The sequence below is a fragment of the Pelomonas sp. V22 genome (genome assembly GCF_030014915.1).
Classification (GTDB): domain Bacteria; phylum Pseudomonadota; class Gammaproteobacteria; order Burkholderiales; family Burkholderiaceae_C; genus JAUASW01.
In genome coordinates, this window is the sequence record NZ_JAGIXS010000001.1 from 621,196 (window position 1) to 647,089 (window position 25,894).

23 protein-coding genes and 2 tRNA genes are annotated in these 25,894 nt (G+C 67.1%); 6 read left to right on the forward strand and 19 right to left on the reverse strand.

Going from position 1 to position 25,894, the window contains the following annotated elements; genetic code table 11:
• Positions 1-6: 6 nt before the first annotated feature.
• From soxA to J7U46_RS02785, 11 genes are all read right to left on the reverse strand, one after another.
• Positions 7-816 (reverse strand): sulfur oxidation c-type cytochrome SoxA, encoded by an 810-nt coding sequence (gene soxA, locus J7U46_RS02735; protein WP_282823292.1) that lies wholly within the window; start codon positions 814-816, stop codon positions 7-9.
• 75 nt (positions 817-891) lie between these two features.
• Positions 892-1,203, reverse strand: a complete 312-nt coding sequence (soxZ, locus tag J7U46_RS02740; RefSeq protein WP_282823293.1) for a thiosulfate oxidation carrier complex protein SoxZ — start codon at positions 1,201-1,203, stop codon at positions 892-894.
• A 45-nt stretch (positions 1,204-1,248) separates the two neighbouring features.
• The gene (gene soxY, locus J7U46_RS02745; RefSeq protein ID WP_282823294.1) at positions 1,249-1,719 is read right to left on the reverse strand and encodes a thiosulfate oxidation carrier protein SoxY; all 471 of its coding nucleotides are present in this window, start codon (positions 1,717-1,719) and stop codon (positions 1,249-1,251) included.
• A 41-nt stretch (positions 1,720-1,760) separates the two neighbouring features.
• Positions 1,761-2,831, reverse strand: coding sequence for a c-type cytochrome (locus tag J7U46_RS02750; RefSeq protein WP_282823295.1), 1,071 nt, complete (start codon positions 2,829-2,831; stop codon positions 1,761-1,763).
• Entirely contained in the window at positions 2,815-4,191 is a 1,377-nt protein-coding gene (soxC, locus tag J7U46_RS02755) for a sulfite dehydrogenase (RefSeq protein WP_282823296.1), read from the reverse strand. The genes J7U46_RS02750 and soxC overlap by 17 nt, the downstream gene beginning before the upstream one ends.
• Positions 4,192-4,352: 161 nt before the next feature.
• Positions 4,353-4,427, reverse strand: a tRNA-Val gene (locus tag J7U46_RS02760).
• A gap of 86 nt (positions 4,428-4,513) precedes the next feature.
• Positions 4,514-4,588, reverse strand: a tRNA-Val gene (locus tag J7U46_RS02765).
• Positions 4,589-4,671: 83 nt separating this feature from the next.
• Positions 4,672-5,388 carry a DNA polymerase III subunit epsilon gene (gene dnaQ / locus J7U46_RS02770; protein WP_282823297.1) on the reverse strand — a complete coding sequence of 239 codons (717 nt, stop codon included), beginning with the start codon at positions 5,386-5,388 and terminating at the stop codon, positions 4,672-4,674.
• 3 nt (positions 5,389-5,391) lie between these two features.
• Positions 5,392-6,201, reverse strand: coding sequence for a prolipoprotein diacylglyceryl transferase (gene lgt / locus J7U46_RS02775; RefSeq protein WP_282823298.1), 810 nt, complete (start codon positions 6,199-6,201; stop codon positions 5,392-5,394).
• A 60-nt stretch (positions 6,202-6,261) separates the two neighbouring features.
• On the reverse strand, positions 6,262-7,260 hold the full coding sequence (locus J7U46_RS02780; RefSeq protein ID WP_282823299.1) for a tetratricopeptide repeat protein: 999 nt from the start codon (positions 7,258-7,260) through the stop codon (positions 6,262-6,264).
• A 72-nt stretch (positions 7,261-7,332) separates the two neighbouring features.
• Positions 7,333-8,259, reverse strand: a complete 927-nt coding sequence (locus J7U46_RS02785; RefSeq protein ID WP_282823300.1) for a LysR family transcriptional regulator — start codon at positions 8,257-8,259, stop codon at positions 7,333-7,335.
• Between the two features lie 99 nt (positions 8,260-8,358).
• Here J7U46_RS02785 and ilvD point away from each other — a divergent pair, with 99 nt between their 5' ends.
• Positions 8,359-10,038: a dihydroxy-acid dehydratase gene (ilvD, locus tag J7U46_RS02790; RefSeq protein ID WP_282823301.1), complete on the forward strand. Its 1,680-nt coding sequence runs from the start codon at positions 8,359-8,361 to the stop codon at positions 10,036-10,038.
• 21 nt (positions 10,039-10,059) lie between these two features.
• On the opposite strand, the gene J7U46_RS02795 is transcribed toward ilvD, so the two are convergent.
• Entirely contained in the window at positions 10,060-10,308 is a 249-nt protein-coding gene (locus J7U46_RS02795; RefSeq protein ID WP_282823302.1) for a TIGR04438 family Trp-rich protein, read from the reverse strand.
• A gap of 120 nt (positions 10,309-10,428) precedes the next feature.
• Between J7U46_RS02795 and J7U46_RS02800 the strand changes: the two genes are divergently transcribed.
• The gene (locus tag J7U46_RS02800) at positions 10,429-10,752 is read left to right on the forward strand and encodes a c-type cytochrome (RefSeq protein ID WP_282823303.1); all 324 of its coding nucleotides are present in this window, start codon (positions 10,429-10,431) and stop codon (positions 10,750-10,752) included.
• A 66-nt stretch (positions 10,753-10,818) separates the two neighbouring features.
• Here J7U46_RS02800 and J7U46_RS02805 read toward each other — a convergent pair whose 3' ends face one another.
• The 3 genes from J7U46_RS02805 to acs form a co-directional block, all read right to left on the reverse strand.
• Positions 10,819-12,771, reverse strand: coding sequence for a hypothetical protein (locus tag J7U46_RS02805; RefSeq protein ID WP_282823305.1), 1,953 nt, complete (start codon positions 12,769-12,771; stop codon positions 10,819-10,821).
• A gap of 272 nt (positions 12,772-13,043) precedes the next feature.
• Positions 13,044-14,588, reverse strand: a complete 1,545-nt coding sequence (locus J7U46_RS02810) for a hypothetical protein (protein WP_282823306.1) — start codon at positions 14,586-14,588, stop codon at positions 13,044-13,046.
• A gap of 115 nt (positions 14,589-14,703) precedes the next feature.
• A complete protein-coding gene (acs, locus tag J7U46_RS02815; protein ID WP_282823307.1) occupies positions 14,704-16,665 on the reverse strand; it encodes an acetate--CoA ligase in 1,962 nt (653 codons plus the stop codon).
• 154 nt (positions 16,666-16,819) lie between these two features.
• On the opposite strand from acs, the gene J7U46_RS02820 reads away from it, so the two are divergent.
• From J7U46_RS02820 to J7U46_RS02835, 4 genes are all read left to right on the forward strand, one after another.
• Complete coding sequence (locus J7U46_RS02820; RefSeq protein WP_282823308.1) at positions 16,820-17,452, forward strand: TIGR00645 family protein; 633 nt, start codon at positions 16,820-16,822, stop codon at positions 17,450-17,452.
• A 75-nt stretch (positions 17,453-17,527) separates the two neighbouring features.
• Positions 17,528-19,072: a fumarate hydratase gene (locus J7U46_RS02825; RefSeq protein ID WP_282823309.1), complete on the forward strand. Its 1,545-nt coding sequence runs from the start codon at positions 17,528-17,530 to the stop codon at positions 19,070-19,072.
• Between the two features lie 123 nt (positions 19,073-19,195).
• Entirely contained in the window at positions 19,196-20,080 is an 885-nt protein-coding gene (locus J7U46_RS02830; protein ID WP_282823310.1) for a c-type cytochrome, read from the forward strand.
• A gap of 85 nt (positions 20,081-20,165) precedes the next feature.
• The gene (locus J7U46_RS02835) at positions 20,166-21,185 is read left to right on the forward strand and encodes an NAD(P)-dependent alcohol dehydrogenase (protein WP_282823312.1); all 1,020 of its coding nucleotides are present in this window, start codon (positions 20,166-20,168) and stop codon (positions 21,183-21,185) included.
• Between the two features lie 11 nt (positions 21,186-21,196).
• Here the strand turns inward: J7U46_RS02835 and J7U46_RS02840 are convergent, their stop codons facing one another.
• The 4 genes from J7U46_RS02840 to J7U46_RS02855 all read right to left on the reverse strand — a co-directional run bounded on the left by J7U46_RS02840 (position 21,197) and on the right by J7U46_RS02855 (position 25,882).
• Entirely contained in the window at positions 21,197-22,720 is a 1,524-nt protein-coding gene (locus J7U46_RS02840) for a methyl-accepting chemotaxis protein (RefSeq protein WP_282823313.1), read from the reverse strand.
• Positions 22,721-22,862: 142 nt separating this feature from the next.
• Positions 22,863-23,606 (reverse strand): hypothetical protein, encoded by a 744-nt coding sequence (locus J7U46_RS02845; RefSeq protein WP_282823314.1) that lies wholly within the window; start codon positions 23,604-23,606, stop codon positions 22,863-22,865.
• A 28-nt stretch (positions 23,607-23,634) separates the two neighbouring features.
• Positions 23,635-24,897 carry a mechanosensitive ion channel domain-containing protein gene (locus J7U46_RS02850; protein WP_282823315.1) on the reverse strand — a complete coding sequence of 421 codons (1,263 nt, stop codon included), beginning with the start codon at positions 24,895-24,897 and terminating at the stop codon, positions 23,635-23,637.
• Between the two features lie 49 nt (positions 24,898-24,946).
• Positions 24,947-25,882, reverse strand: coding sequence for a histone deacetylase family protein (locus tag J7U46_RS02855; protein ID WP_282823316.1), 936 nt, complete (start codon positions 25,880-25,882; stop codon positions 24,947-24,949).
• Positions 25,883-25,894 lie beyond the last annotated feature (12 nt).

Here is a 25,894-nt window from a genome sequence, read left to right on the forward strand (position 1 = left end):
GCTTGATCAGCGCTTGAGGCCCGGGGCGATGGACTCGGCCCCCTTGGCATTGACGCCCATGTAGACCCCGAGGGCCACGGTCACTTCCGAGGCATAGCCCGGATAGGGGAAGCGCTGCTGGCGGTAGCAGTCGTTCAGGCGCCGTTGCATGCTCCACAGCTCGCCGCTGGAGACGCGGTAGGCCGGCCAGGCGGCGAAGCCAATGCCGTCGCCCGGGTTCTTGGTGAGGTTGGGCAAGTCCTGCATGCGGATGCGCTTGCCGTCCTCGCCATGGCAGGAGGCGCAGGAGAAATCCATGGGCCCGCCGCGGAAGAAGAAGGCGCGCTTGCCGAGCTCATACATGCGCCGCTCTTGCGCATGGGCTTGCGGCAGGTTCATGCGCGAACCGCGCGACTCGGAGGAGATCCAGGCGACCAGGGCCTCCATGTTGGCCTGCTCGCCCTTGCCGAACGGCGTCTTGGCAATCTCGGCCGCATCCAGGCCCTGCAGCGTGCTCATGCAGGTCAGGAGGCGTGACTCCAGGTCCTGCACCTTCTGCGTGTCGGCAAACCAGCGCGGCAGCTCGACAAAAGCGCCCTTCACCACGCCCGGGCCCTTGCCCAGGTCACAGCGCTCCATGGATGCGTTCTTGGCGCCGCGCTTCTGTTTCCAGAGCGCCTCGCCCTTGGCCTCGAACAGCTCGGCGGGGTTGCCGTCGGCCAGCATGGCGCGGTACTCGGCAATCGCCTCGGCCGAGCTCTTCTGCGCGAGGGCCGCGCCGAAGGAACCGGCCAGGCCAACTGCCAGTGCCGCATGAATCAGCGTTCTCAACTTCATCGCTTGTCTCCGTTTGACGCGAGGCGCGTGGCCCGGCGCTCTTGTTGTTCGAGCAATGTCTCGGGAGCCGCAGGCTCAGGTCACGACGGCTTCGTCGGTGCGCTTGTCACCCTTGTTGTCGGTCCAGCTGATGCTGACCTTGTCGCCGGCCTTGCCGCCCTTGATGGTGAACTCGGTGAACGGGTTCTTGGAGACCGAAGCTCCCCATTCGGCCGTCATGACCACCTTGCCGTTGAGCGAGGCCGTGACCTCGTTGATGTGCCAGGCGGGAATGGTCTTGCCCGCGCTGTCCTTGCGCTGACCGGACTCCATTTCGTGGGCCATCAGCACCTTCACATTGACCTTGTCGCCACTGGCCTGGGCGCGGATGCGCATCGGATCTGCCATGGTGTTCTCCTGATATGTGTTGCGTTGTGCTAAAGGAAGTGGGGCTCAGCCGCCACATCCCCCGAGCGTGACCTTGACTTCCTTCTGCGCGAACAAGACCTTGTTGTCGTGGGTCACCGCCACAGCGAACACATTGGAAGACTGGCCCATCTTGGCGCGCGCCTTGACCGAGGGCTCGACCTCGGGCGTGAGATTGAACACCGCCACCAGGGGCGCGGGGTTCTTCTCGACCAGCAGCATCAGCTGCTTGATGTTGGGCAGGGTGCTGGCCACGGCCATCTGGACGACGGCGCCGTTCTCGGCGATGTCGGCCGCCGTGATCGTCACGTCACGGCTCTCGACCGGTGCGGCATAGCCGAGCAGACGGGCCACGTCGGCCAGGGTCTTGGCCTCGAACACGCCCTTGCCGGCCATCGGACCAGCGGCTTCAGCCGCCTTGCCGAACAGGCCAGAGGCCAGCATCAGCGAGGCCACCTTGGCGCTGGTCGCCAGCATTTCTCGGCGGTTAGCGATCATCGTCAGTCTCCTTCGTTGGAATCGAATTCAGGGCCGGCGGTTCAGCGCGGTGCGCCCGCCGCCAGCCAGCGCGCAATCATGACAGCATCGGCCTCGCCGAGCGACTGGGCGGGCATTTGCATGCTGCCCCAGACGCCCGTACCGCCGCTGCGGATCTTGCCGGCCAGATAGCTCTCGGCGTCGGCACGGCCGGCATAGCGCTTGGCCACTTCCCGGAACGAGGGGCCGACCACGCGGCTTTCCAGGCCATGGCAGCCGCTGCAGCTGTGCTTGTTGAGAAGCGCCGTTGGCATGGCCGCTTGTGCTGCAGCTGCCGGCTTGGGCGGCGCGGGCAGGACCGGGCTGCCGGCCGGGCGGCTGGTGTCGGCGCCGCGCTGCGCACCCACGCCTCGGTTCTGCTCGGCCAGGTTGCCATGGGCATTGCGGGCGTGTTCGGGCAAGGACGAGGCGAGCCGCGTTTCGACAGGACAGTCCTTCATGCAAGCGCTGTTGTGCGTGTCGGGGCCCTTGGCTTTCGCCATGCTGCCCGGCCACAGCTTGTGGTCCAGGCTCATGCCGAGCCGGTTGGGCATGCGGGCCTGCACCTCGGCGATGTTGCGGTCCGACAGCTCGTAGTCGGCGGGCAGCACATCGCCCAGGTTCAGCAAATAGGCCGTCACCGCATAGACCTCGTCGGGCTTCAGGGACTTGGGCGCGTTCCAGGGCATGGCGCGGTTGATGTAGTCCCACAGCGTCGAGACCGTGGCCACCTTCATCAGCGTGGTGCGGCTCGGGTAGGCCTTGTCGTTCAGGCGCGCCACATGGCCGGTCTTGACGTCCTCAGCCGTCGTGCCGCCGACCAGCGGATTGAAGACCTCGCTGCTCTCGCCAAAGGTGCCATGGCATTGGGCGCATTTGCCCTCCCAGACCGCCTGGCCGCGCGCCACCGTGCCGCTGCCCTTGGGCAGGCCCTTGAAGTCGGGCCGCACGTCGATGTCCCAGGCCGCAATTTCCTTGGGTGTGGCCGGTCGGCCAATGCCTTCGTAGACCTTGGCCTGAGCCGCCGCCAGGCCAGCGAACAGGCCGAGCAGCAGCAAGGCACCCAGGCGGCGCAGATCAGCCCAGTTGCACATTGCGCACCTCGCCATCCGCTTGCACCAGCCAGGTCTGGATCGCATTGTTGTGATAGATCGAACGGCTGCCGCGCACCTCGCGCAGCAGGCGGTAGCTGGGCTGCACGAAGCCGGTGTCGTCAGTCGCCCGGCTCTGTATCAGCGCCGGCTGGCCATCCCAGGTCCAGTCGATGTTGAAGCGGGTCAGGCACTTGCTCATCACCTGACCCTCCAGCCGTGCCGTGCGCCAGTTGCGCCCGCCATCGACCGAGACATCGACCTTCCTCACTTTGCCCCGGCCCGACCAGGCCAGGCCGCTGATGTTGTAGAAGCCCTTGTCGAGCAAGACCTGGCCCCCGGAAGGCGTGGTCACCACGCTCTTGCATTCCTGGATGCTGGTGTACTGGCGGTGCTGGCCGCCTGGCATCAGGTCCATGTAGTGGATGGCCTCGTCCTTGGTCGCCCAGGGCTGGTCGCCCACCTCGATGCGGCGCAGGTACTTCACCCAGCTCACACCCTGCACGCCGGGCACCACGAGGCGCAGCGGATAGCCGTTCTCCGGCCTCAGCATTTCGCCGTTCTGGCCATAGGCCACCAGCACCTCGCCGCTTTCCACCATCTCCATCGGGATGGTGCGTGACATCGAAGAGCCGTCGGCACCCTCCGCCAGCACATAGCGGGCACGCTTGTAGTCGACGCCGGCCATGTCGAGCAGGACGCGCAGCGGCACGCCGGTGAACTCGCTGCAGCTCAGCATGCCATGCGAGTACTGCACCGTCGGCACGGCCACATTGCCCCATTCCATGCCGGTGTTGGCGCCGCATTCGATGAAGTGGAAGCGCGAAACCGAGGGCAGGCGCATCAGCTCGTCCATGGTGAACACCAGGGCCTGCTTCAAGAGCTTGGCGTCCGAGCCATTGATCATCAGGCGGTGCTTGCTGGGGTCGATGTCCCACCAGCCCTGGTGGTGGCGCTCGAAATGCAGGCCGCTGGGCGTGACGATGCCGAACAGCGATTGCAGCGGCGCGAAGGACACGGAGGCCTGCGCCGTTTGCGTCAGGCCCGGGCTCTGGCGCCGCTGCACATTGGATTCGTACTTGGAGGGCTTGCCATAGCCATCGGTCACCACCGGCTGGCCCAGGCCCTTGCTGTGCTCGGGCAACTCGAGGATGTTGGGATCGCCCTCGCCCGCCGGCTTGGACTGGGCCAAGACCAGAGGCGCTGCACCGGCTGCTGCCGCCGCCGTGAAGGCCTGGCGCAGAAAGCCGCGCCGGCTCGCCTTGGCCTCGGCAAAGACCTGGCGCACGCCAGCCGCGTCAATGAAATTCTCCGGCGCCTTGATCAGGCGCCCCGTGCGGCCCGGCTCGTGCTCGGCACTCACCGGCAACTCCAGGCCTGGTCCAAGGCATTGAATTCAAATATCACCATGGACGGATATTGACTTCAAACCCACCGACAGCGTGCGGGGGTTTGTACCGAGCCCGGAATGAAGAACGCCCCGGCGGTCAGAGACCGTCGGGGCGTTTCAAAGGCTTGAGACCTTGGTGGGCGGTGCAGGGTTCGAACCTGCGACCCCTGCCGTGTGAAGGCAGTGCTCTACCGCTGAGCTAACCGCCCCGGTATTGGGTACCGGGAATTACGACAACTGATGCGACACATTTCAGAACTGGTGAGGCCGATACGATTGCCGGACTCTTGAATTCTGGTGGGCGGTGCAGGGTTCGAACCTGCGACCCCTGCCGTGTGAAGGCAGTGCTCTACCGCTGAGCTAACCGCCCGGTTTTGTCGCGTCTTTTTCAACTAGCAGCTGACTCGTCATCAGCCACCAACCGGGAAGCCCGCGATTATGCCATGGAAAATTTCAAGCGCCAGCAACTTGCCAGATTCTTTTGCCGCCTGAGGCCTTGTCCAGGTCGGCCAGCACCGCGTCGTGGGCCGCCAACTCGTCGGCAGAAGCCTGCGGTACCGGCAGCTCGAAGCGGCTGAAGTCGATGGCGACCGGGCCCAGATCATCCGCACCAGTCGCATTGCTGTCGGACGCCTCGTCCATCAGCAGCGCGTCCTGGCCGCGGGTCAGGCGGATGTAGACCTCGGCCAGCAGCTCCGCGTCCAGCAAGGCGCCGTGCAGTTCGCGCTTGCTGTTGTCGACCTCGAGCCGGCGGCACAGCGCATCCAGCGAATTGGCCTTGCCGGGGAACATGTCGCGCGCCATCAAGAGCGTGTCGCGCACGCTGCCCACGATGTCGGTGATCGGCGGCTTCTTCAGGCGCTTCAGCTCGGCATTGATGAAGCCGATGTCGAAAGGCGCGTTGTGGATGACCAGCTCGGCGCCTGCCAGAAAGCCGAGCAATTGCTCGGCAATCTCGGCGAACTTGGGCTTGTCGGACAGGAAGGCCTCGGTCAGGCCGTGGACACGCAGCGCGTCCTCATGGCTGGCCCGCTCGGGGTTGATGTAGAGGTGCAAGTTGTTGCCGGTCAGCTGGCGGTTGACCATCTCCACGCAACCCACTTCGATGACGCGGTCGCCGCCCTCGGCATGCAGGCCGGTGGTTTCGGTGTCGAAAAAGATCTGACGCATGGCTCAAGCTCCCTTCTTGCGCGAGGCCCACGCCCAGATCGCAATGCCGGCCACGATCATGGGCACCGACAGCCACTGGCCCTGGCTGAGGTTCAGCGCGCGGTAGCCGAGGAAGGAATCGGGCTCGCGGAAGAATTCGGTGACGAAGCGCTGGGCGCCGTAGCCGATCAGGAACAGGCCCGAAACCTGGCCGGTACGGCGCGGCGCGCGGGCATAGAACCACAGCAACAGGAAGAGGAAGACACCCTCGCCGATCAGCTGGTAGATCTGCGAAGGATGGCGCGCCACCGGCACGGCCTCGTGAGCCTGCGGGAACACCATGGCCCAGGGCAGGTCTGCGGGCGCCTGACGGCCCCACAGCTCACCGTTGATGAAATTGCCGATGCGGCCGGCCCCGAGGCCCGTGGGCACACAAGGGGCGATCAGGTCGGTCACCTCGAAGAAGCGGCGGCCGCGCAAGCGGGCGAACAGAATCATCGCCACGATCACGCCAAGCAGGCCGCCATGGAAGGACATGCCGCCCTCCCAGACCTTGAGCGCATCGAGCGGGTGCTCCAGGTAGAAGGCCGGCTTGTAGAACAGCACATAGCCGAGGCGCCCACCCAGCACCACGCCGAGCACGCCGAAGAACAGGAGGTCGTCCACGTCCCGGCGCGTCCAGCCTGCGGCGGCATGCCAGGGCTTGGCAACCTGACGGTTGGCCAGCCACAGGAAGAGGCCGAAAGCCGCCAGGTAGGTCAGGCCATACCAGTGGATGGCCAACGGCCCTAACTGCAAGGCAATGGGATTGAACTGCGGATGAACCAGCGGCATGGGGCTTCAGGGTCGGGGCAAGGCGCGCATCATAGCCAGCGCGCCCCACCCTCCCCGCCTTCAGCCCAGCTCGGCCAGGCGCTTTTTCGCGTCTTCCAGGTTGCGCGCGTTGGCGCTTTTGTCAGCCACGTAGCGTTGCAGCGCTGCCCTGGCCTGGGCCTTGTCGCCCTTGGCCAGCCAGGCCAGGCCCAGGCGGTAGTCGATGGGGTAGGTCGCGCCTCCCTCGAGGCCGCGGGCGCGCTCCAGCAGCGCCAGCGCTTCGTCGGGCTTGTTCTGCTCGGTCAGCACGCGGGCCAGGCCATAGGGGCCGGCCGCATGCTCGGGGAAGTCGTGCTGCAGGCGCTCGAACGTGGCACGGGCCGAATCGGCCTGCTTGGCGCTCAGTTGCGCCGCTCCCAGCTGCGACCAGGACTTGCGCAGCATCTTGCGCAGCTCCAGGTCCTGGCCGGGCTTGACCGCCGCCAGCTCGCGCTCGACCACGGCCCACTGCTTGTCGGCCGAGGCCTGCTTGGCGCGCAGGAACTTGGCATGTTCCGGGTTGAGCTTCTCGGATTCCGCAATTAGGGTCTGGGCCTTGTCGACGCCGCCGCCCACGATGCCCGGCGCCATCAGGTAGTACTGCAGCAAGGCCTCGCGCGCTTCGTAGAGCTGAGGGTCCAGCTCGACCGCTCGCTTGAGGTTGTCACGCGACTTGCCGGCCAGCGAGGGCATGCGGAACACGCTGGCATTCATGGCCTGCGTGCCCGCCAGCGAGCCCAGCACATAGTGACAGAGCGCTGACGGCGACTGCTTGCCCGTGCACTGCTCCAGCCGGTTGACGGCCACATCGATCTTCTTCTCTTCACCGAGGTTCATGGCGACCAGGCCCAGGGCCGCAATGGCCTCGGCGTCGCCCGCCTTGGCTGCCAGCCGCGCCTGCGCCACACGCTCCAGCTCCAGGGTCTTGCCCGAATCGAGCAGCGACTGCAGCTGCGCGTCCTTGAATTGCGCCTGCGCCGTTCCCAGGGCCAGGCCCAGCAACGCTGCCAGCGCGCTCCTTCGGCATCTGCTGTGGTTCATCAGGGTTTTCTCCTCCGGTTTGTTTTCTTGCCGTGACTCAACGGCCTTCGCCCTCCGTCGTTGCCCGGGAAACTACCGAGCCCTCCGACTGACTTTGGACACTTGCTCCTGCGACCGCAGCTGCGATTTCGCATGAGCGACAAAACGCTGCACCGCCGGTGCGGCATCGGGTCGCCAGATCAAGCTGGTCTCGCACACCGGTGCCGCGTCGCGGACCCGTTTGTACACGACGCCGCTGCGCTGCAAGCCCATCAGGCCCTCGGGCACCCAGGCCACGCCGATGTCCGCCGACACGAGGTTGACGATGGTCTGCATCTGTATGGCCTCCTGCACGATGCGCGGCGTGGCGCCATGGTCGCGGTAGAAGGCCAGCACCGCATCAAACAGCGATGGCGCGATCTCGCGCGGGAAGATCACCAGCGGCAAAGCCAGCACCTGCTTGGCGGCGAGGCGCTGGCGAGCGGCGAGCGGCTCCTCGGCGCTCATGGCCAGCACCAGGGGCTCGCGCGCCACCGTCAGCGCCTCGAAACCGGCCGGCAAGGCGCCGGGCGCATGGATGATGAAGCCTGCGTCCAGGTCGCCGGCGGCGAACTCGCGCAGTTGCACGTCCAGCGTGGCCTCGCGCAGGCTCAGCTCGATCTCGGCATGCTGCTCGCGGAAAGCCCGCAGCCAGCGCGGCAATTCACCATAGCCCACCGTCGAGACAAAGCCGAGGCGCACCCGGCCGCGCTGGCCTTGCGCCGCCGCCTGCACCAGCGGCGCCAGCGCCAGGCTCTCGGCAATCAGGCGCTGGGCCGGCGCCAGCAAGGCCGCACCGGCCGGTGTCAACGCCACCGAGCGGCTGGTGCGCTCGAACAGCGCCGCGCCGAGCTCGGCCTCCAGCTTGCGTATCGCCATGGTCAGCGGTGGCTGGGTCATGTGCAGGCGCTCGGCAGCCCTTCCGAAATGCAGCTCCTCGGCCACGGCGACGAATTGGCGCAGGCTGCGCAGCTCGATCATTGATACCTCCCGCGAATCAATCCAGGCCAAAGAATATATTTGATCAGCAGATCGCCGGCCGGGATACTGCCGCCTGTCCACAGCTGAAAGCCGCACGCCATGAGCTACAACCGCCGCTCCAAGAACATCACCGAGGGCGTTGCCCGCGCCCCGAACCGCTCCATGTACTACGGCATGGGCTACGAGGAAGGCGACTTCGGCAAGCCGATGATCGGCATCGCCAACGGCCACTCCACGATCACGCCCTGCAACTCCGGCCTGCAGAAGCTGGCCGACGCCGCCGTCATCGGCCTGAAGGCCGCTGGTGCCAATGCCCAGCTGTTCGGCACGCCGACCATCTCCGACGGCATGGCCATGGGTACCGAGGGCATGAAGTACAGCCTGGTCTCGCGCGAGGTGATCTCCGACTGCGTGGAAACCTGCGTCGGCGGCCAGTGGCTGGACGGCGTGATGGTGATCGGTGGCTGCGACAAGAACATGCCCGGCGGCATGATGGGCATGCTGCGCGCCAATGTGCCGGCCATCTACATCTACGGCGGCACGATCAAGCCGGGCCACTACAAGGGTCAGGACCTCAACATCGTCAGCGTGTTCGAGGCCGTGGGCCAGTTCAGCGCCGGCAAGATGAGCGAGGAAGACTTCTGCCAGATCGAGAAGCGCGCCATCCCCGGCAGCGGTTCCTGCGGCGGCATGTACACGGCCAACACCATGAGCTCGGCCTTCGAGGCCCTGGGCATGAGCCTGCCCTACTCCTCCTCGATGTCCAACGTAGAGAACGAGGTGGTCGAGAACACCAAGCGGGCGGCCGAGGTCCTGGTCGAGGCGGTCAAGGCCGACCTGAAGCCGCGCGACATCGTCACCAAGAAGGCGATCGAGAACGCGGTGGCCGTGATCATGGCGACCGGCGGCTCCACCAATGCCGTGCTGCACTTCCTGGCCATCGCCCATGCGGCCGAGGTCAACTGGACCATCGATGACTTCGAGCGCATGCGCAAGAAGATCCCGGTGCTGTGCGATCTGAAGCCCAGCGGCCGCTTCCTGGCCGTGGACCTGCACAAGGCCGGCGGCGTGCCGGCCGTGATGAAGGAGCTGCTCAAGCACGGCCTCTTGCATGGCGACTGCATCACCATCACCGGCAAGACCGTGGCCGAGAACCTGGCCTCGGTGCCGGATCTCGGCGCCGAGCAGGAAGTGATACGCCCCGTCGAGAAGGCCATCTACGCGCAAGGCCACCTGGCCATCCTGCGCGGCAACCTCTCGCCCGAAGGCTGCGTGGCCAAGATCACCGGCCTGAAGAGCCCGGTGATGACCGGCCCGGCCCGCGTGTTCGAAGATGAGCAATCGGCGCTGGCCGCCATCATGGCCAAGCAGATCCAGGCCGGCGACATCATGGTGCTGCGCTACCTCGGCCCCAAGGGCGGCCCGGGCATGCCCGAGATGCTGGCCCCCACCGGCGCACTGATCGGCCAAGGCCTCGGCGAGAGCGTGGGCCTGATCACCGATGGCCGCTTCTCCGGCGGCACCTGGGGCATGGTGGTCGGCCACGTGGCGCCCGAGGCCTACGAAGGCGGCACCATTGCCCTGGTGCAGGAAGGTGACTCCATCACCATCGACGCCCACCAGCTGCTGCTGCAGCTGAATGTCGGCGAGGCCGAGATCGCCAAGCGCCGCGCCGCCTGGGTCAAGCCGGCGCCGCGCTACACCCGAGGCGTGCTGGCCAAGTTCGCCAAGAACGCGTCGAGCGCCAGCTCGGGCGCGGTGCTGGACCGCTTCGAATAAGGCGCGAAGGCAGGTAGCGGCTCACTTGCGGCGCGATTGCTCGTCGCCGCGCCCCAGCGCTTCCATCTGCTTCTGGCGCCGCGCTTCCTTGCGCTGCTCCAGGCGGTCCATGGCGAGCCGCTGGGTGCGGCCGCTGCTGTCCGACCAGGCCCACCAGACGGCGGCCAGACCAAAGGGTGACAGGATCCAGAGCCAGCTGATGTGCTCGACCGGCCCGAAGCCGATCAGCTTCAGCACGATCCCGAGCACGCCGATAGCGATAAACAACATGATGTTCTTTCCCCTGCTGAACTGCGCTGCATCGGCGCTGACGCGTGCATACAATCGTTCGCAGTTCTTTCTCTGGGCAGACTGTAGTCCAGAACGATCACCCTCCCCCGAAAGGAAATCATGAAGCGCTCCTCCTGCCTGATTGCCCTCGCCGCCAGCCTGCTGGCCGCCCCCGCCGCCTTCGCCAACGCGGACCTGGCACAGAAGAAAAACTGCATGAGCTGCCACCAGGTCGACAAGAAGGTTGTCGGCCCCGCCTACAAGGATGTGGCCGCCAAGTACAAAGGCCAGAAGGATGCGGTCGCCTACCTGACCGAACGCATCCTCAAGGGCAGCGTGCCCGGCAAGATCGTTTTCGGCGGCCCGATGGGCATGCCGCCGAACGCTCAGGTGACCGAGGCCGAAGCCAAGCAGTTGGCCACCTGGGTGCTGTCGATCAAGTGAGGCTCGCGGCACTCGCCGCAATGACAAGAAGGCCGTGCTCAGCACGGCCTTTTTTGTGGGCGCAGCTCAGCGCCGAGGGCGCACGGACCACACCGGGTTGGCGTTGAAGTCGGTCGCGATCTGGCCCCAGTTCGAGGCCGCGCGCATGCGGTCGTAGGCCGCCTGCGCGCCGGAGGCGCCATGCTCCACTGCATAGGCCAGGGCCGGCTGCAGATTGCCCCAGTAGCTGGTGGACTCGGGGTAGTTGCCGCCGCGCAGATCGCCCTCGCTGCGCGGCCCCGGCAGGCCGGCGCTGAAGGTGGCGTCGTACAGCGCGCCCATGCTGGCGGGCCAAGGGCCTTTGCCCCCATCCCAGTCGGGCAGATCGACCAGCGCCACCACCATGTTGTAGACACCCGCATCGCGGTACAGCCACTCGCTCGCGCCGGTACCGCCGAAGCGGCCGACGATGCTGCGCGCCTTCCAGGCGAAAAACTCCCCGAGCCGCGTGCGCGCCGCCTCGCTGATCGACGGATTCATTGCCAGCGTGTAGCCGTAGGCTGCGGTGTAGAAGTCCTGCATCCAGGCCGCCTCCGTGACCTTGCCATCGGTGGCCGTTCCATAGGCGTCGCCATAGGGTGTGACGATACCGAACGGGTGATTGGGCTGAGCCACGAAGGTGGCGTGATTGAAGTCGATGTTGGCTTCCAGCGAGCGGATCAACTCGGCCCGCAGCGCGGTGTCGGCATCCGGCGTCAGGCTGGCGGCCTGGGCCAGCGTGCGCACCGCCCAGGCGGCGCCACGCACGGTGTTGGCCCCGGCATTGGACTTGAACAGCCCCGCGCTGCCATTGCGGTTCGGGTAGGGGCCACCATCCACATTGTTCAGGTAGTTGTAGGTGGCCGCGAACTGCAGCTGCTCCATGAAGAACCAGCGCCCGCTGACCAGGTAGGCCAGGAAGCCGACTGAGGGGTGGTGCGAGATGGCCCAGGCCGGCGCGGCCGTGCCGCTGCCGGCCACCGGATGATCGTCCGTCGTCGAGGCGTTGAGGCTGGTCTTGGGGTAGCTGCTGAACAGCAGCGGGCGGTTGGTCTTCTCGTCGCGGTAATGGATGCTCCAGCGGCCGGCGCTGTAGCCGTTGCGCTGCAAGCCGGCCCAGAGCCCCGGCGCTTCGGTGCAGAAGTACAGAACGTCCCATTCCGGCAGCAGGCCGATGGTGGGCTGATAGCCCGCTGTGCTCATGCCGGCCGTGAAGCCGCCCAGTTGCAGCGGCGTGAACGTGGCGGGCAGGCGCGCCACGGCGGCGGCCGTGGCCGGCACCGTGGCCGAGTAGCTGGGCACCAGGCGCGTCGACTGCAAGTACAGCGGTTCATGCCGCACGCTGACCTGCGGATCGCTACCCAGCCAGTGTGAAAGCCCGGCGCCATCGAGCAGCGGCGTGCGGCAATGGTGGGGCAGATCGATGCTGCGGCTGAAGCGGCTGCTGCCGCCCAGGCTGAAGTTGTAGCTGGCGCTCTTGTTGGTTGATCCGGCCACGCGGATGTAGCCGTTCTCAATCCAGGGCAGGACCTCCACGGCACCGCCGGCATACAGGCGCACTTCCAGCCAGGCCACCAGATGGGCATCGCTGCCCACCGGCTTGCGGTAGATCCAGGACGACATCTCGGGCCCGGCCACCCAGGCGAGGAAGGGGCTGTCCCAGTCGCTGCCCGACCAGGCGGCCGAGCCCAGGCTGCCGGCGTCGATGCTGGCGCTCAGGCCCGTGGCCTTGAGTTCGGCCAGCCCCAGGTCCGTGGCCGCCGCAGTCGGCGCCTGGGCCGTGAAGCTCAGCGTCGAGGCCTGGTTGGCCTGCAGGCTGCAGCGACCCGACACGACGGCGAACTTGGCGCTGCCGTCCGGCCAGCGGTTCTTGACCACGCACTGGCTCTGCGCGATCGAAAGCACCGGCACCTGGCCGGCTGGCACATCGCCAGCGCGGAAGGCAAAACCCAGCGTGAACGGATGCGTGCCGGCGCTCGGTGCCTGCAGGCTGAACTGCATGGCGCCGACCGGCGAAGGGGCTGGGGCTGGGGCTGGGGCTGGGGCCGGCGTTGGCGCCGGTGCAGGGGCCGGCGTAGGAGCAGGCGTCGGCGCCGGCGTGGGGGCGGGTGTGGGCGCCGGTGCTGGCGTGGGGGCAGGAGCAGGGGCTGGCGTGGGCGCAGCCCCTCCTCCTCCGCCGCCGCAGGCGCTCAGCGTGGCAGCCCCCAGGCTGCCGGACATCAGCCGCAAAAAGTCGCGCCGGCCGGACCGCGTTGCTCTTATCTTCGTCATCGTCAGGTTCCCAGCGGCCGCCACAGCTGCATCACGCCGTCATGGACCATGCCATCGGCACACAAGGCCTTGTAGCCCGGCCCGTCGCTCCAGGCGAAGCAGCGCAGCCAGGGGATGTAGCGCCAGCGTGAAAGCGCCTGGGCGCCCCCTCGGTCGTCGCCCGGCGGCGGCGTCTCCCAGGCGGCGTTGGCAAAGGGCTCTTCCCTCCAGGTCCAGTTGCACTCATGGAACTCGAGGCTGCTCGGTGTGAGCTTGAGCACGCGGTTGGCGCCGTAACCCTCGTAGATGTAGAAGGCCTGCGTGACGCCGCACCAGTCCACACCGAAGCCGGCACCACGCACCGTCATGGCCGGCCAACGGTTGCCGGCCATGCGCACGGGGCGTCCGCTGCTGAAGTCCAGCACCTCGCCGAGCACCGCCGTCTGCCCGTACTGGCACCAGAAGCCGACGGCCATGTCTGTCTCGGCCACGTAGACATGGCGCGCGTAATAGCCGCCGAAGGCATAGACATTGCCGGCCGGTTGCACAGCGAAGGACTGGATGGTGCGCGGGTGCGACTGCGTCCAGTCCAGCATGTTCATCGTCGGCTGCTCCATGGCGGCCCACCACAGGCGCTGGCGCCGCGTGTCCTCGATGCTGCCGGCATAGGGCGACTGGGCACTGGCACCGGTGCCGGTGGCGAAGCGCGACCAGACACCGCTGGCCAGGTCCACCGCATGCGGCTTGGCGCCTGAGGTGCTGCCGCCTATCAGTTGAGGCAACACCCAGGAGCCCTTGGCGCCGCTGCCCGACACGCCCGGCGGCACATAGGCCGGGTAGTTGTAGGTGTGCAGGCCGGGGACGATGTAGCTGCCTTCATGGAGATAGTCGTAGAACTGAGGATCCAGGCCGGTCATTTCATCGGAGGCAAGATAGCTGGTCGCCGGCATGGCTGGCCCGACACGCGACCATTTGCCCGTCGTGAAGTCGAAAAGGTAAAGGCCACTGTCATTGCCACCGCCATGGCCGCCACCGTAGAAGATCAACGCGCCATGGGGTGAAAAGCCGGGCGCAAAGGCCGCGCCGGTCCAGTTGCGCCAGCCAGCCGACTGCTTGGTGGAGCCCGAGTACCAGCAGTTGTTGGCCGGGCAAGGGTTGAAGGACGACAGGTCGTTGAGGCTGATGTTGGCACTCTGCCCCGGGCCAGGCACATAGGCCGCGATGGCACTGGGCACGCTGGGCGGCACGGCGGGCGGCAAGGGGTCTGGCTTGACGCGGCCGGGCGTTGGCGCGGGCGTGGGGGCCGGTGTCGGAGCAGGCGCGGGTGCTGGCGTCGGTGCCGGGGTGGGTGCGGGCGTGGGTGCGGGGGTCGGCGCCGGTGTGGGAGCAGGCGTGGGTGCAGGCGTCGGAGCCGGCGTGGGCGCTGGCGCCGGAGTCGGGCTGGGCACGGCTGCTGCGCTGCTACCGCCACCACCACACGCACTCAGCGCACCCGAGCCGGCCAACGCGCCCAGGCGGGCCAGAAAAACACGCCGGTTGCGCGCCTTTTCGTCTTCATCAAATTCCATGGACCGTACTGGAACACAAACTTACAGGCCAAGCTGCAAGCAATGGAAAGCGAATTTGGGGCTTGACATGAAAACAGGCCCCGTAGGGCCTGCTTTTCTGCTCATGCAACACCGATCAATATGCTTGACCGAGCTGCTCAAGGATCGCCGGATTCTCAAGGGTGCTCGTGTCCTGCGTCACCGACTCCCCCTTCGCCACCGAGCGCAAGAGACGCCGCATGATCTTGCCCGAGCGGGTCTTGGGCAGATTGTCGCCGAAGCGGATGTCTTTGGGCTTGGCGATGGGGCCGATCTCCTTGGCCACATGGTCGCGCAGCTGCTTGGCGATGGCCTTGGCTTCGTCGCCGCTGGGGCGCGGGCGCTTCAGCACCACGAAGGCGCAGATGGCCTCGCCGGTAGTGTCGTCGGGGCGGCCCACCACGGCCGCCTCGGCCACCAGCTCCGTGCAGCTGACCAGGGCCGATTCGATTTCCATCGTGCCCATGCGGTGGCCCGAGACGTTCAGCACGTCGTCGATGCGGCCGGTGATCGTGAAGTAGCCGGTCTCGGCATCACGGATCGCGCCATCGCCCGCAAGGTAGTAGCCCTTCAGCTCGCTCGGGTAGTAGCTCTTCTTGAAGCGCTCCGGGTCGCCGTAGATCGTGCGGATCATCGAAGGCCAAGGCTTCTTGACGACAAGGATGCCGCCCTGCCCGTTCGGCACATCATTGCCGGTTTCGTCGACGATGGCGGCCGTGATGCCCGGGAAGGGCAAGGTGCAGGAGCCCGGCACCAGGGTGGTGACGCCAGGCAGCGGCGTGATCATGTGACCACCGGTCTCGGTCTGCCAGAAGGTGTCGACGATGGGGCAGTTGCTGCCGCCCACATGCTGGTGGTACCACTCCCAGGCGGCCGGGTTGATGGGCTCGCCCACCGAGCCCAAGAGGCGCAGGCTCGAGAGGTCGTAGTTCTTCGGGTGCACGGCCTCGTTGGTTTCGGCGGCCTTGATCAGCGAGCGGATCGCCGTCGGCGCCGTATAGAAGATGGTGACCTTGTGCTTCTGGATCATCTGCCAGAAGCGGCCGGCATCCGGATAAGTCGGCACGCCCTCGAACACGACCTCGGTGCCACCCAGTGCCAGCGGGCCATAGCTGATGTAGGTGTGGCCGGTCACCCAGCCGATGTCGGCCGTGCACCAGAACACATCGTTCGGCTTCAGGTCGAAGGTCCACTTGGTCGTTAGCGCCGCGTGCAGGAGGTAGCCGCCGGTGCTATGCTGAACGCCCTTGGGCTTGCCGGTCGAGCCCGAGGTGTAGAGCAGGAACAGCGGATGCTCGGCCTCCACCCATTCCGGCTCGCAACTGGTGGATTGGGAGGCGGTCAGCTCATGCAGCCACAAATCGCGGCCGGCCACCCAGGCGATGTTGCCGCCGGTGCGCTTGTAGACGATCACGTCCTTCAGCGTGGGGCAGCTGTTGTCGGCCAGCGCCTCGTCGACGATGGACTTCAGGGGCAGCGACTTGCCACCGCGCTGCTGCTCGTCGGCTGTGATCACCATCACCGCGCCGGCGTCCTGCACGCGGTCGCGCAGCGACTGCGCCGAGAAGCCGCCGAACACCACCGAATGCGTGGCGCCGATGCGAGCGCAGGCCTGCATCGCGGCCACACCCTCGACCGACATCGGCATGTAGATGACGACACGGTCACCCTTCTTGACGCCGCGCGCCTTCAGCGCATTGGCCAGCTGGCTCACCCTGGCCAGCAGCTGGCTGTAGGAGACCTTGTCGACCGAGCCATCGTCGGCTTCGAAAATGATGGCCGTCTTGTCGCCGAGGCCGGCCTCGATGTTGCGGTCCAGGCAGTTGTAGGAGACGTTGAGCAGGCCGTCTTCGAACCACTTGAAGAACGGCGCATCGCTGTCGTTCAGCACTTTCGTGAAGGGCTTCTTCCAGCTCAAAAGCTCGCGCGCCAGACGCCCCCAATAGGCCTCATGATCGGCCTCGGCCTCGGCCACCAGGGCCTGGTAGCCAGCAGGGCCCTTCACATGGGCTTCGGCCATCCAGGCCGCGCTGGGCGGGTACTTCTTGAGCTCGCTCATGAATTTGTCTCCTCGGGGGATTTGAATGCGGACTGCTGCGCACTTTGCGTGTCGTCTCTGACGAACCGCTTACTCTAACCGTGAAGAATGACCATCCAGGGCTCCACCTAGAATCGGCGGGACTCTTGAAACCCCCTCGTAACGGACCCTGCCGATGAGCTCTCCCAGCCCCCAGCGCCCCCTGCCCCGCTTGATCTTTGCCAGCCGTTGGCTGCAGCTGCCGCTGTACCTGGGCTTGATACTGGCGCAGGCGGTCTATGTGTTCCAGTTCTGGACCGAACTCGTGCATCTGGTCGAGGCCGCCTTTGGCAACCAGGACGCGCTGGCCACCCTGGTCAAGAGCATTGGTTACAAGGCGGCGCCCATCAAGGATGCGCTCGGCAACATCACGGGCTACGAGCCTCTCACCAAACTCAACGAAACCGTGCTGATGCTGGTCGTGCTCGGCCTGATCGACGTGGTGATGATCTCCAACCTCTTGATCATGGTCATCGTCGGCGGCTACGAGACCTTCGTCTCCCGCATGGACCTCGAAGGCCATCCTGACCAGCCGGAGTGGCTGAGCCATGTGAACGCCTCCGTGCTTAAGGTCAAGCTGGCCACGGCCATCATCGGCATCTCGTCCATCCACCTGCTCAAGACCTTCATCAATGCCGACAACTACACCGAGAAGGTGCTGCTGTGGCAGACGGTCATCCACGTCGTGTTCCTGCTGTCGGCCATGGCCATCGCCTACACCGACCGCCTGCTGAGCGCCAGCCATGGCGCGGACGAGCACAAGCACTGAACGAACAAGCACTGCGTCAGGCATGGGCAATGCTGCCTGCCTACACTTCCCGCATCGATTCCTGAGGTATTCACGATGAGCACCACCACGATCAAGTACGCCGACCTGGTCGACAGCGTCGCCGCTGCCCTGCAGTACATCTCGTACTACCACCCCACCGACTACATCGCCCACCTGGCCCGCGCCTATGAGCGTGAGCAAAGCGCCGCCGCCAAGGACGCGATCGCCCAGATCCTGACCAACTCGCGCATGTGCGCCGAAGGCCGCCGCCCGATCTGCCAGGACACGGGCATCGTCAACGTGTTCCTGAAGATCGGCATGGACGTGCGCTGGGAAGGCTTCCCCGGCTCCATCCAGGAAGCCGTCGACGAAGGCGTGCGCCGCGGTTACCTCGATCCGGACAACAAGCTGCGCGCCTCGGTGCTGTCAGACCCGATCTTCGAGCGCAAGAACACCAAGGACAACACGCCGGCCGTGGTCTTCATGGAAGTCGTGCCGGGCAACACGCTGGACGTGACCGTCGCGGCCAAGGGCGGTGGCTCCGAGAACAAGAGCAAGGTCTACATGCTGAACCCCAGCGACAACATCGTCGACTGGGTGCTCAAGACCGTGCCCACCATGGGCGCCGGCTGGTGCCCGCCGGGCATGCTGGGCATTGGCGTCGGCGGCACGGCCGAGAAGGCGGCACTGCTGGCAAAAGAATCGTTGATGGACGACATCGACATGTACGAGCTCCTGCAGCGCGGCCCGCAGAACAAGCTCGAAGAGATGCGCATCGAGCTGTACGAGAAGGTCAATGCCCTCGGCATCGGCGCGCAGGGCCTCGGCGGCCTGACCACGGTGCTGGACGTCAAGATCAAGACCTACCCGACGCACGCGGCCAGCAAGCCCATCGCCATGATCCCGAACTGCGCGGCCACCCGCCATGCGCATTTCGTGCTGGACGGCAGCGGCCCCAGCTACCTGACGCCGCCGAGCCTCGACCTCTGGCCCGACGTGCACTGGGCGCCCGACTACAACAAGAGCAAGCGCGTTGACCTCAACACGCTGACCCCGGCCGAAGTGGCCAGCTGGACGCCGGGCCAGACCCTGCTGCTCAACGGCAAGATGCTGACCGGCCGCGATGCTGCCCACAAGCGCATTCAGGACATGTTGGCCAAGGGCGAGAAGCTGCCCGTGGATTTCACCAACCGCATCATTTACTACGTGGGCCCGGTCGACCCGGTGCGCGACGAAGTGGTGGGCCCGGCCGGCCCGACCACGGCCACGCGCATGGACAAGTTCACCGAGATGATGCTCGCAGAGACCGGCCTGATCGCCATGGTCGGCAAGGCCGAGCGCGGCCCGGTCGCCATCGAGTCGATCAAGAAGCACAAGAGCGCCTACCTGATGGCCGTGGGCGGCTCGGCCTACCTGGTCTCCAAGGCCATCAAGGCCGCCAAGGTCGTCGGCTTTGCCGATCTCGGCATGGAAGCGATCTACGAGTTCGACGTGGTCGACATGCCGGTGACGGTAGCCGTCGATGCCGGCGGCACCAGCGCCCACATCACCGGCCCGGCCGAGTGGCAGCAGAAGATCGCTGCCGGCAAGCCGGTTGGCATCCCGGTCGTGCAGGCCTGAGTCCCCACCACTCACGCAAGCCGCCTTCGGGCGGCTTTGCTTTAGGGGGTGGGCAATTCGCCTATGGCTGGGTCCATAGGACCGCTCCTATACTCGCGCCGCCTTTGCAAGCGGGAGTACGCGATGCAGCCCTGGATCAAGCGCAGCCTGACGGCAGTGATCGGCCTGGTTTTGCTGATGGTGGCCGTGGCCGCCTTCGGGTTCTGGCAGAGCGAGCGGCGCATGCAACGCGTCGTCGAGGTCAAGCCCTACCCGATCACGGCGTCCAGCGACCTGGCACGGGGCCGCTACCTGTACGAGACCCGGGGCTGCGCCGAATGCCATGGCGCCACGGGGGCGGGCCGAGCCTTCATCGACAGCCCGGACATGCGCGTCAAGGGCCCCGACATCAGCACGGGCGGCGCCGCCAAGGCCTACCGACCGGAGGACTGGGACCGCATCCTGCGCCACGGGGTCAAGCCCGATGGCCGGCCCGCCTTCATCATGCCGAGCGAGGACTACAACCGGCTCACCGATGCCGACCTCGCGGCCCTGGTCGGCTATGTGCAGTCGCTGCCTGCGGCAGGCGGCACGGGCGTGGAGATCAAGATCCCGCCGCCGGTGCGCATCCTCTACGGCCTCGGCCTGATCCAGGATGCGGCCGCCAAGATCGACCACGCGCTGCCGGTGCAGCAACCGGTGCCGGAAGCGCTCACCCCCGAGCATGGCCGCTACATCGCCACGACCTGCGTGGGCTGCCATGGCGAGCATTTCTCGGGCGGCAAGGTCCCCGGGGGCCCGCCCGATTGGCCGGCTGCGGCCAACCTCACACCGGGCGAAGGCAGTGCCATGGGCCGCTACCCGGATGCGGCCTCTTTCAGCGCCATGATGCGCAGCGGCCAGCGGCCCGACGGCACGAAGATCGCCGTCATGCCCTTCGAGTCCTTCGGCAAGTTGAACGACCTGGACCTGGGCGCGCTGCGGCTCTACCTCGCTTCGCTGCCGGCACGCCCGGCCGGCCAGCGCTGAGGCCCGCTCTGACACGCAGGCGACCCTGCTGCTGCACGATGCCGGCCACAATGGCCGGCATTGTTTTCTCGGCGAGGAGCCATCGATGAGCGACACCCAAATCCAGGCCTGGGCGGCCCATGCCAAGGACCAGCCGCTGCAGCCCTACAGCTACGAGGCAGGCCCGCTCGGCGACGAGGAGGTGGAGATCCGCGTCGAGCATTGCGGCATCTGCCATTCCGACCTCGCCATGATCGAGAGCGAATGGTTCCCCACGAACTACCCGGTCGTGCCCGGCCATGAGGTGGTGGGCATCGTCACCGCCGTAGGGCCCCACGCCAAGGGCCGCCAGGTCGGCCAGCGCGTGGGCATAGGCTGGCACACGGCCAGCTGCAGCCATTGCAACTTCTGCCTGGGCGGCGAGCAAAACCTCTGCAACCAGCGCCAGCCCACCATCATCGGCCGCCACGGCGGTTTTGCCGACCGCCTGCGCGCGCATTGGAGCTGGGCCGTGCCGATTCCCGAGGGCCTCGACCCAGCGGCCGTCGGCCCCTTGATGTGCGGCGGCGGCACGGTCTTCCTGCCCTTCGTCATCAACTCAATCAAGCCGACCGACCGCGTCGGCGTGGTCGGCATCGGTGGCCTCGGCCATCTGGCCGTCAAGTTCGCGCGGGCCTGGGGCTGCGAGGTCACGGCCTTCACCTCGTCGCCGAGCAAGCGCGAGGAGGCGCTGTCGCTCGGTGCGCACCGCACGGTCTCGAGCATCGACAAGGCCGAGCTGAAAGCCGCCGCCGGCTCGCTGGACTTCCTCCTGGTGACCGTGGGCGCCAGCCTGGACTGGGACGCGCTCATTGGCACGCTGGCGCCCAAGGGCCGCCTGCACCTGGTGGGTGTGGTGACCGACAAGCTGCAGCTCAAGAGCGGTGCCCTGCTCTCCTGGCAGCGCGGCCTCTCGGCCTCGCCCACGCCCTCGCCGCGCCTCCTGGCCACGATGCTGGACTTCGCCGCGCGGCACCAGATCCTGCCCCAGGTCGAGCGCTTCCCCATGAGCCGCGTCAACGAAGCGCTGGACCACCTGCGCGCCGGCAAGGCGCGCTACCGCATCGTGCTGGACGCGGACTTCTAAGCGCAGCGCGCTCAGCGCACCCTGAATACGCCCACCAGGCCGCCGAGGCGCGCGGCCTGCTCGTTGAGGCTCATGGCGGCAGCCGTGCTCTCTTCGACCAAAGCGGCGTTCTGCTGGGTCACCTCGTCGAGATGGCCCACGGCCTGGCTGACCTGGGACAGGCCGCTGCTCTGCTCGCGCGTGGCCGCCGAGATCTCGCCGATCAGGCTGCTGACGCGCTGCACCTGCTGTACCAGCTCGGCCATGGTCTGGCCGGCCTGCTGCACCTGCTGGCTGCCGCCCTCGACCTTCTCGACGTTCTCGGCGATCAGGCTCTTGATCTCGCGGGCCGCCTGGGCGCTGCGCTGGGCCAGCGAGCGCACCTCGCTCGCCACCACGGCAAAGCCACGGCCCTGCTCACCGGCACGCGCCGCCTCGACGGCCGCGTTCAAGGCCAGGATGTTGGTCTGGAAGGCGATGGAGTCGATCACCGAGGTGATGTCCGAGATCTTGCGGCTCTGCGCGCTGATCGCGTCCATGGTCTGCACCACCTGCTGCACGACGGCACCGCCCTCGGCTGCCACGCCGCTGGCACGGTTGGCCAGGTTGCTGGCCTCGGCCGCGGAGTCGGCGTTGTGGCGCACGGTGGAGGCGAGCTGCTCCATCGACGCAGCGGTTTCCTGCAGGCTGCTGGCCTGCTGCTCGGTGCGGTTGGACAGGTCCTGGTTGCCGGCCGCGATCTCGCCGGTGGCGCCGGTGATGGACTGGGCGCTCTGGTTCACGTCGGACACCAGCGAGCGCAGCGAATCTCGCGTGCGCGCCAGCGAGAACATCATGCTGTGCTGATCGCCCGCGGCCACCGGCACCTCGGCCAGCAGGTCACCGGCGGCCACGCGCTCCAGCACCTCGCGGGCCAGGGCCGGGTCGCCGCCCAGCTCTCGGCGCATCGAGGCCCGCAGCTGCAGGAAAAGGAAGGCACAGACTGCGAGGCACAGGGCGACCAGGCCCAGCACCCAGGCGCGCGCCTTGCCCATGGCGGCACCGGCTTCCACGCGGGCCGCTTCCTTGTCGGCCGCACTGCTCTTCTTCAGCTCCAGCAGCTCGCCGCGCAGCTCGCGCCAGGCAGGCGTCTCCTGCTTGTTGATCAGTTGCACGGCCGCTGCGCCGTCCTGCGGCGCCAGGGCCACGACCTCGGCCTGCACCTGCGCCAGCTTGCGCCGCATGTCGACCATGGCGGCCAGCTTTTTCTTGTGCTCGTCGCCGGCTGCAGCGGTGGCGCCCTGCGCCGCCTTGTCATAGGCCTTGGCGGCGTTGTCCAGGTTCTCGTAGGCCTTCTTGTTGGCCGAGTCCAGCGCCACATTGCGCAGCGCCTGGCCCATCTGCAGGCCCTGGGCGTACATCTCGGCCACCTCGCTGGCCAGGGCGTCCTGCCGGCTGAAGTAGTCGCCGAGGCGCGTCTCCAGGCTGGACGTGCCCAAGCCCACCACGGCGCCGAGTACCAGCACCAGTGCCGCCGGCACCAGCTGCGACACCATCACTCTTTGCATGAAACCCATGATTTTGCTCTCCCGCTGAACTGCGATGCGCGGCAATGCTAGTGAGCTGCGGCCTTGAGGGCACATGACAGCATCGCGAACGCGGGCATTTGTGCGCGCCCGCAGCCGCAGCCGCACGGCGGCCGCCGGTCCTTCGAAGCGCCTAGCGCCCGGCCGGGCGCTGCGCGCCCAGATTGCGCCAGAGCTTGTTCACCAGCTCCGGATGGCGGGACTGGAAGTCGCGGCTGACGATCAGGTAGAAGCGCAGCACGTTGAACGGCGTCTCCAGCGGCTCGATGCGGGCGCCGTACTGACGGGCGAGCAGTTGGCGGCCCTGCGCCTCCTGCATGACCACGGCGGCGATGCGACCCCGGTCCAGCTTGGCGAACAGCTGGTCGGCCGAGGTGGCCTTGTCGTCGATCAGCACCTCGAGCCGGTCCAGCGGCACGCCATAGGCAAAGCCGAACTGCACACCCACCGGCTCGTCGCCCACCTGCAGGAAGCGCTGGCCGTCCCAGCTCACCGGGCTGCCGATGCGGCGGTAGACCAGGAAGCGCACCGCGCCGAGGCCGCGCTCGGCATCGGGCTGCGGCGGCTCGCCGCGCATCGGATAGGCCAGCCAGGCCCTGCGCTCGGGCGCGTAGATGCCGACCAAGGCGTCGGCCTGACCGCTCCTCGTGTCCTGCAGGCAGCGGGCGCGCGGGGCGATGCGGTTGTCCACCTGCAGATCGAGTTCGCGCGCGGCGGCCCGCACCGCCTGCTGGAACAGACCGTTGCCGTCCGGCAGGGTGTAGGGATAGAAGGAGCTGTCGGCGGTGCAGAGCCGCAGCGTCACGGCCTGTGCGGCCGGCACCATCAAGGCCAGCACGGCCATCGCTCCCACCCACCGCCGCACGGCATTGCGCATGCTGGTCTCCCTGCGTGTTTGCCGCAGTCTAGGAGCCGCTCGCCGCCTGATGCAAGACCCGTTGCGGATAGGGAATCTCCACGCCGAGGCCTTGCAGCGTCCGGAGCACGGCGAGGTTGACGTCCGAGCGCACGCCGCCCTGGCCGTTTTGCGGATCACCGATCCAGAACGTGACCGTGAGCTCCAGACCATCGGCCGCGAAGTTGCTGAGCTGCACGCCCGGCTCGGGCGTGGCCAGCACGCGCGGCACGCTGGCCACGGCGGCAGCCAGGCTCTTCATCACCTGCTCCACATCGCAGCCATAGGCCACCTGCACGACGGTGCTGAGCAGCACCTGCGGATCGGCCAGCGAGCTGTTCTCGACGCGGGTGGTGATCAGGGTCTCATTGGGCACGATGGCCTCGCGGCCATTGAGTGCGCGGATCACGGTGTAGCGGGTCTTGATGTCGCTGATGCGGCCCTCGAAGCCGTCGACCTTGACCATGTCGCCAATGCGCAAGCTGCGCTCGGCCAGGATGACGAAGCCGCTCACATAGTTGGCCGCCAGCTTCTGCAGGCCAAAGCCAATGCCCACGCCCAGCGCACCGCCGAGCACGCCAAGGGCCGTGAGATCAATGCCAGCGGCCGACAGCGCCACCAGCATGCCGACGAAGAGCAGGGCCGCACGCGTCAGGCTGACCGCGATCTTGCGCATCGACAAATCGATGCTGCTGCTCTGCATCAGCCGCGCCTCGATGACCGAGGAGATCCACAGCGACAGCACCAGCACCACAGTGGCCGCGAGGCCGCCCTGCAGCATGTCCAGCAGCGTGACCGGCTTGCCGCCTATCTTCCAGGCATAGCTCTCCAGCTCCTTCAGCAGGTCTGGCCACAAGCCGGTGATCCAGATGATGGAGCCGAGCCAGGCCACCCAGGAGACAAATCGCTCGACGAGGCGCATGCCCGTCGATTCGGGCATGGCCACCGTCAGCACCCGCACGGTGAAGCGGATCGCCAGCAGCGACACCAGCACCGGAATGGCCAGCTTGAACAAGGCCAGGTGCACGCCGAAGTGGATGAGCAGGCGCCGCGCGCCAAAGGCCAGCAGCAAGGCCAGGGCCGGGAACAGCACGCCATCGATCACATGGCGCCCGAACAGCACCGACAGCGGCCGCTGCTGGTTGGCCGCGCGGGCACTGGCCACGCGCCAGACGATCAGCCAGGCAAGGCCGAGGCAGGCCAGCAGCGAGGCCAGCTCGGTCAGGGCGGCGGGTTTGAGCAGGGCCGCAAGAAGCTCTTGCAGCTCATTCATGCTGAGCGGTTGATTCATCGAGACAAGAAACAGGGGGGCAGGAGGGAAATCAGATACCGGCCAGCGTGCGTAGGTGCACGCCGACGCTGCGGGCCAGCGCGCCGAGGGCATAGCCACCCTCCAGGCAGGAGACGATGCGGCCCTTGGCATGGCGCTCGGCCACGCTCATCACCCGCTGGGTGATCCATTCGTAATCGGCCTCGACCAGGCCGAGCTGGCCCAGGTCGTCCTCGCGGTGGGCGTCGAAGCCGGCCGAGATGAAGATCATCTCGGGCCGGAAGGCCTCCAGCGCCGGCATCCACTGGGCTTCGATCATCTCGCGCACCTCGCCGCCCCGGGTGTAGGCCGGGATGGGCAGGTTGACCATGTTCTCGCCCTTGGGCACGGCGCCGCTGTAGGGATAGAGCGGGTCCTGGAAGATGCTGACCATCAGCACGCGCTCGTCGCCGGCAATGATGTCTTCCGTGCCATTGCCGTGGTGCACATCGAAGTCCACGATGGCCACACGCTTCAGGCCGCGCACGTCCAGTGCATGGCGGGCCGCCACGGCCACGTTGTTGAAGAAGCAGAAGCCCATGCTCTGGTCGCGCGTCGCATGGTGGCCGGGCGGGCGCACGGCGCAGAAGGCGTTGTCCGCCTTGCCGTCTATCACCAGGTCGGTGGCCTGCACGGCGGCGCCGGCGGCGCGCAGTGCGGCGGCCCACGTATGCGGGCCGGCCACGGTGTCGGGGTCCACGGCGCGTGATTCGCCGCTCGCGGCCAGGCCTTGCAGCAGCTCGCTCAGCTCGGCCACGTAGCGGTGGGTGTGGGCCAGTTCCAGGTCAGCGAGCCGCGCCGGCTCTGCCTCGTGCCGCTCCAGCGCCAAGTCGATGCTGCTCGCCAACAGCCAGTCTTCGATGGCGTCCAGGCGCTGCGGGCATTCAGGGTGGCCGCCTCCCATGTCGTGGCGGCGGCAGGCGGGATGGCTGAAGTAGGCGGTCGGCATGCTGGGCTGGAT

What these genes read in the sequence shown, in the direction of transcription:
- soxZ (WP_282823293.1), bottom strand. Translation starts at nt 1,203, where the DNA reads ATGGCAGATCCGATGCGCATCCGCGCCCAGGCCAGTGGCGACAAGGTC.
- soxY (WP_282823294.1), bottom strand. Translation starts at nt 1,719, where the DNA reads ATGATCGCTAACCGCCGAGAAATGCTGGCGACCAGCGCCAAGGTGGCC.
- J7U46_RS02850 (WP_282823315.1), bottom strand. Translation starts at nt 24,897, where the DNA reads ATGAATGAGCTGCAAGAGCTTCTTGCGGCCCTGCTCAAACCCGCCGCC.
- dnaQ (WP_282823297.1), bottom strand. Translation starts at nt 5,388, where the DNA reads ATGCGTCAGATCTTTTTCGACACCGAAACCACCGGCCTGCATGCCGAG.
- J7U46_RS02820 (WP_282823308.1), top strand. Translation starts at nt 16,820, where the DNA reads ATGAGCTCTCCCAGCCCCCAGCGCCCCCTGCCCCGCTTGATCTTTGCC.
- J7U46_RS02840 (WP_282823313.1), bottom strand. Translation starts at nt 22,720, where the DNA reads ATGGGTTTCATGCAAAGAGTGATGGTGTCGCAGCTGGTGCCGGCGGCA.
- J7U46_RS02825 (WP_282823309.1), top strand. Translation starts at nt 17,528, where the DNA reads ATGAGCACCACCACGATCAAGTACGCCGACCTGGTCGACAGCGTCGCC.
- J7U46_RS02805 (WP_282823305.1), bottom strand. Translation starts at nt 12,771, where the DNA reads ATGCAGTTCAGCCTGCAGGCACCGAGCGCCGGCACGCATCCGTTCACG.
- J7U46_RS02855 (WP_282823316.1), bottom strand. Translation starts at nt 25,882, where the DNA reads ATGCCGACCGCCTACTTCAGCCATCCCGCCTGCCGCCGCCACGACATG.
- lgt (WP_282823298.1), bottom strand. Translation starts at nt 6,201, where the DNA reads ATGCCGCTGGTTCATCCGCAGTTCAATCCCATTGCCTTGCAGTTAGGG.
- soxA (WP_282823292.1), bottom strand. Translation starts at nt 816, where the DNA reads ATGAAGTTGAGAACGCTGATTCATGCGGCACTGGCAGTTGGCCTGGCC.
- J7U46_RS02800 (WP_282823303.1), top strand. Translation starts at nt 10,429, where the DNA reads ATGAAGCGCTCCTCCTGCCTGATTGCCCTCGCCGCCAGCCTGCTGGCC.
- J7U46_RS02810 (WP_282823306.1), bottom strand. Translation starts at nt 14,588, where the DNA reads ATGGAATTTGATGAAGACGAAAAGGCGCGCAACCGGCGTGTTTTTCTG.
- J7U46_RS02780 (WP_282823299.1), bottom strand. Translation starts at nt 7,260, where the DNA reads ATGAACCACAGCAGATGCCGAAGGAGCGCGCTGGCAGCGTTGCTGGGC.
- J7U46_RS02830 (WP_282823310.1), top strand. Translation starts at nt 19,196, where the DNA reads ATGCAGCCCTGGATCAAGCGCAGCCTGACGGCAGTGATCGGCCTGGTT.
- J7U46_RS02750 (WP_282823295.1), bottom strand. Translation starts at nt 2,831, where the DNA reads ATGTGCAACTGGGCTGATCTGCGCCGCCTGGGTGCCTTGCTGCTGCTC.
- J7U46_RS02795 (WP_282823302.1), bottom strand. Translation starts at nt 10,308, where the DNA reads ATGTTGTTTATCGCTATCGGCGTGCTCGGGATCGTGCTGAAGCTGATC.
- J7U46_RS02835 (WP_282823312.1), top strand. Translation starts at nt 20,166, where the DNA reads ATGAGCGACACCCAAATCCAGGCCTGGGCGGCCCATGCCAAGGACCAG.
- ilvD (WP_282823301.1), top strand. Translation starts at nt 8,359, where the DNA reads ATGAGCTACAACCGCCGCTCCAAGAACATCACCGAGGGCGTTGCCCGC.
- J7U46_RS02785 (WP_282823300.1), bottom strand. Translation starts at nt 8,259, where the DNA reads ATGATCGAGCTGCGCAGCCTGCGCCAATTCGTCGCCGTGGCCGAGGAG.
- J7U46_RS02845 (WP_282823314.1), bottom strand. Translation starts at nt 23,606, where the DNA reads ATGCGCAATGCCGTGCGGCGGTGGGTGGGAGCGATGGCCGTGCTGGCC.
- acs (WP_282823307.1), bottom strand. Translation starts at nt 16,665, where the DNA reads ATGAGCGAGCTCAAGAAGTACCCGCCCAGCGCGGCCTGGATGGCCGAA.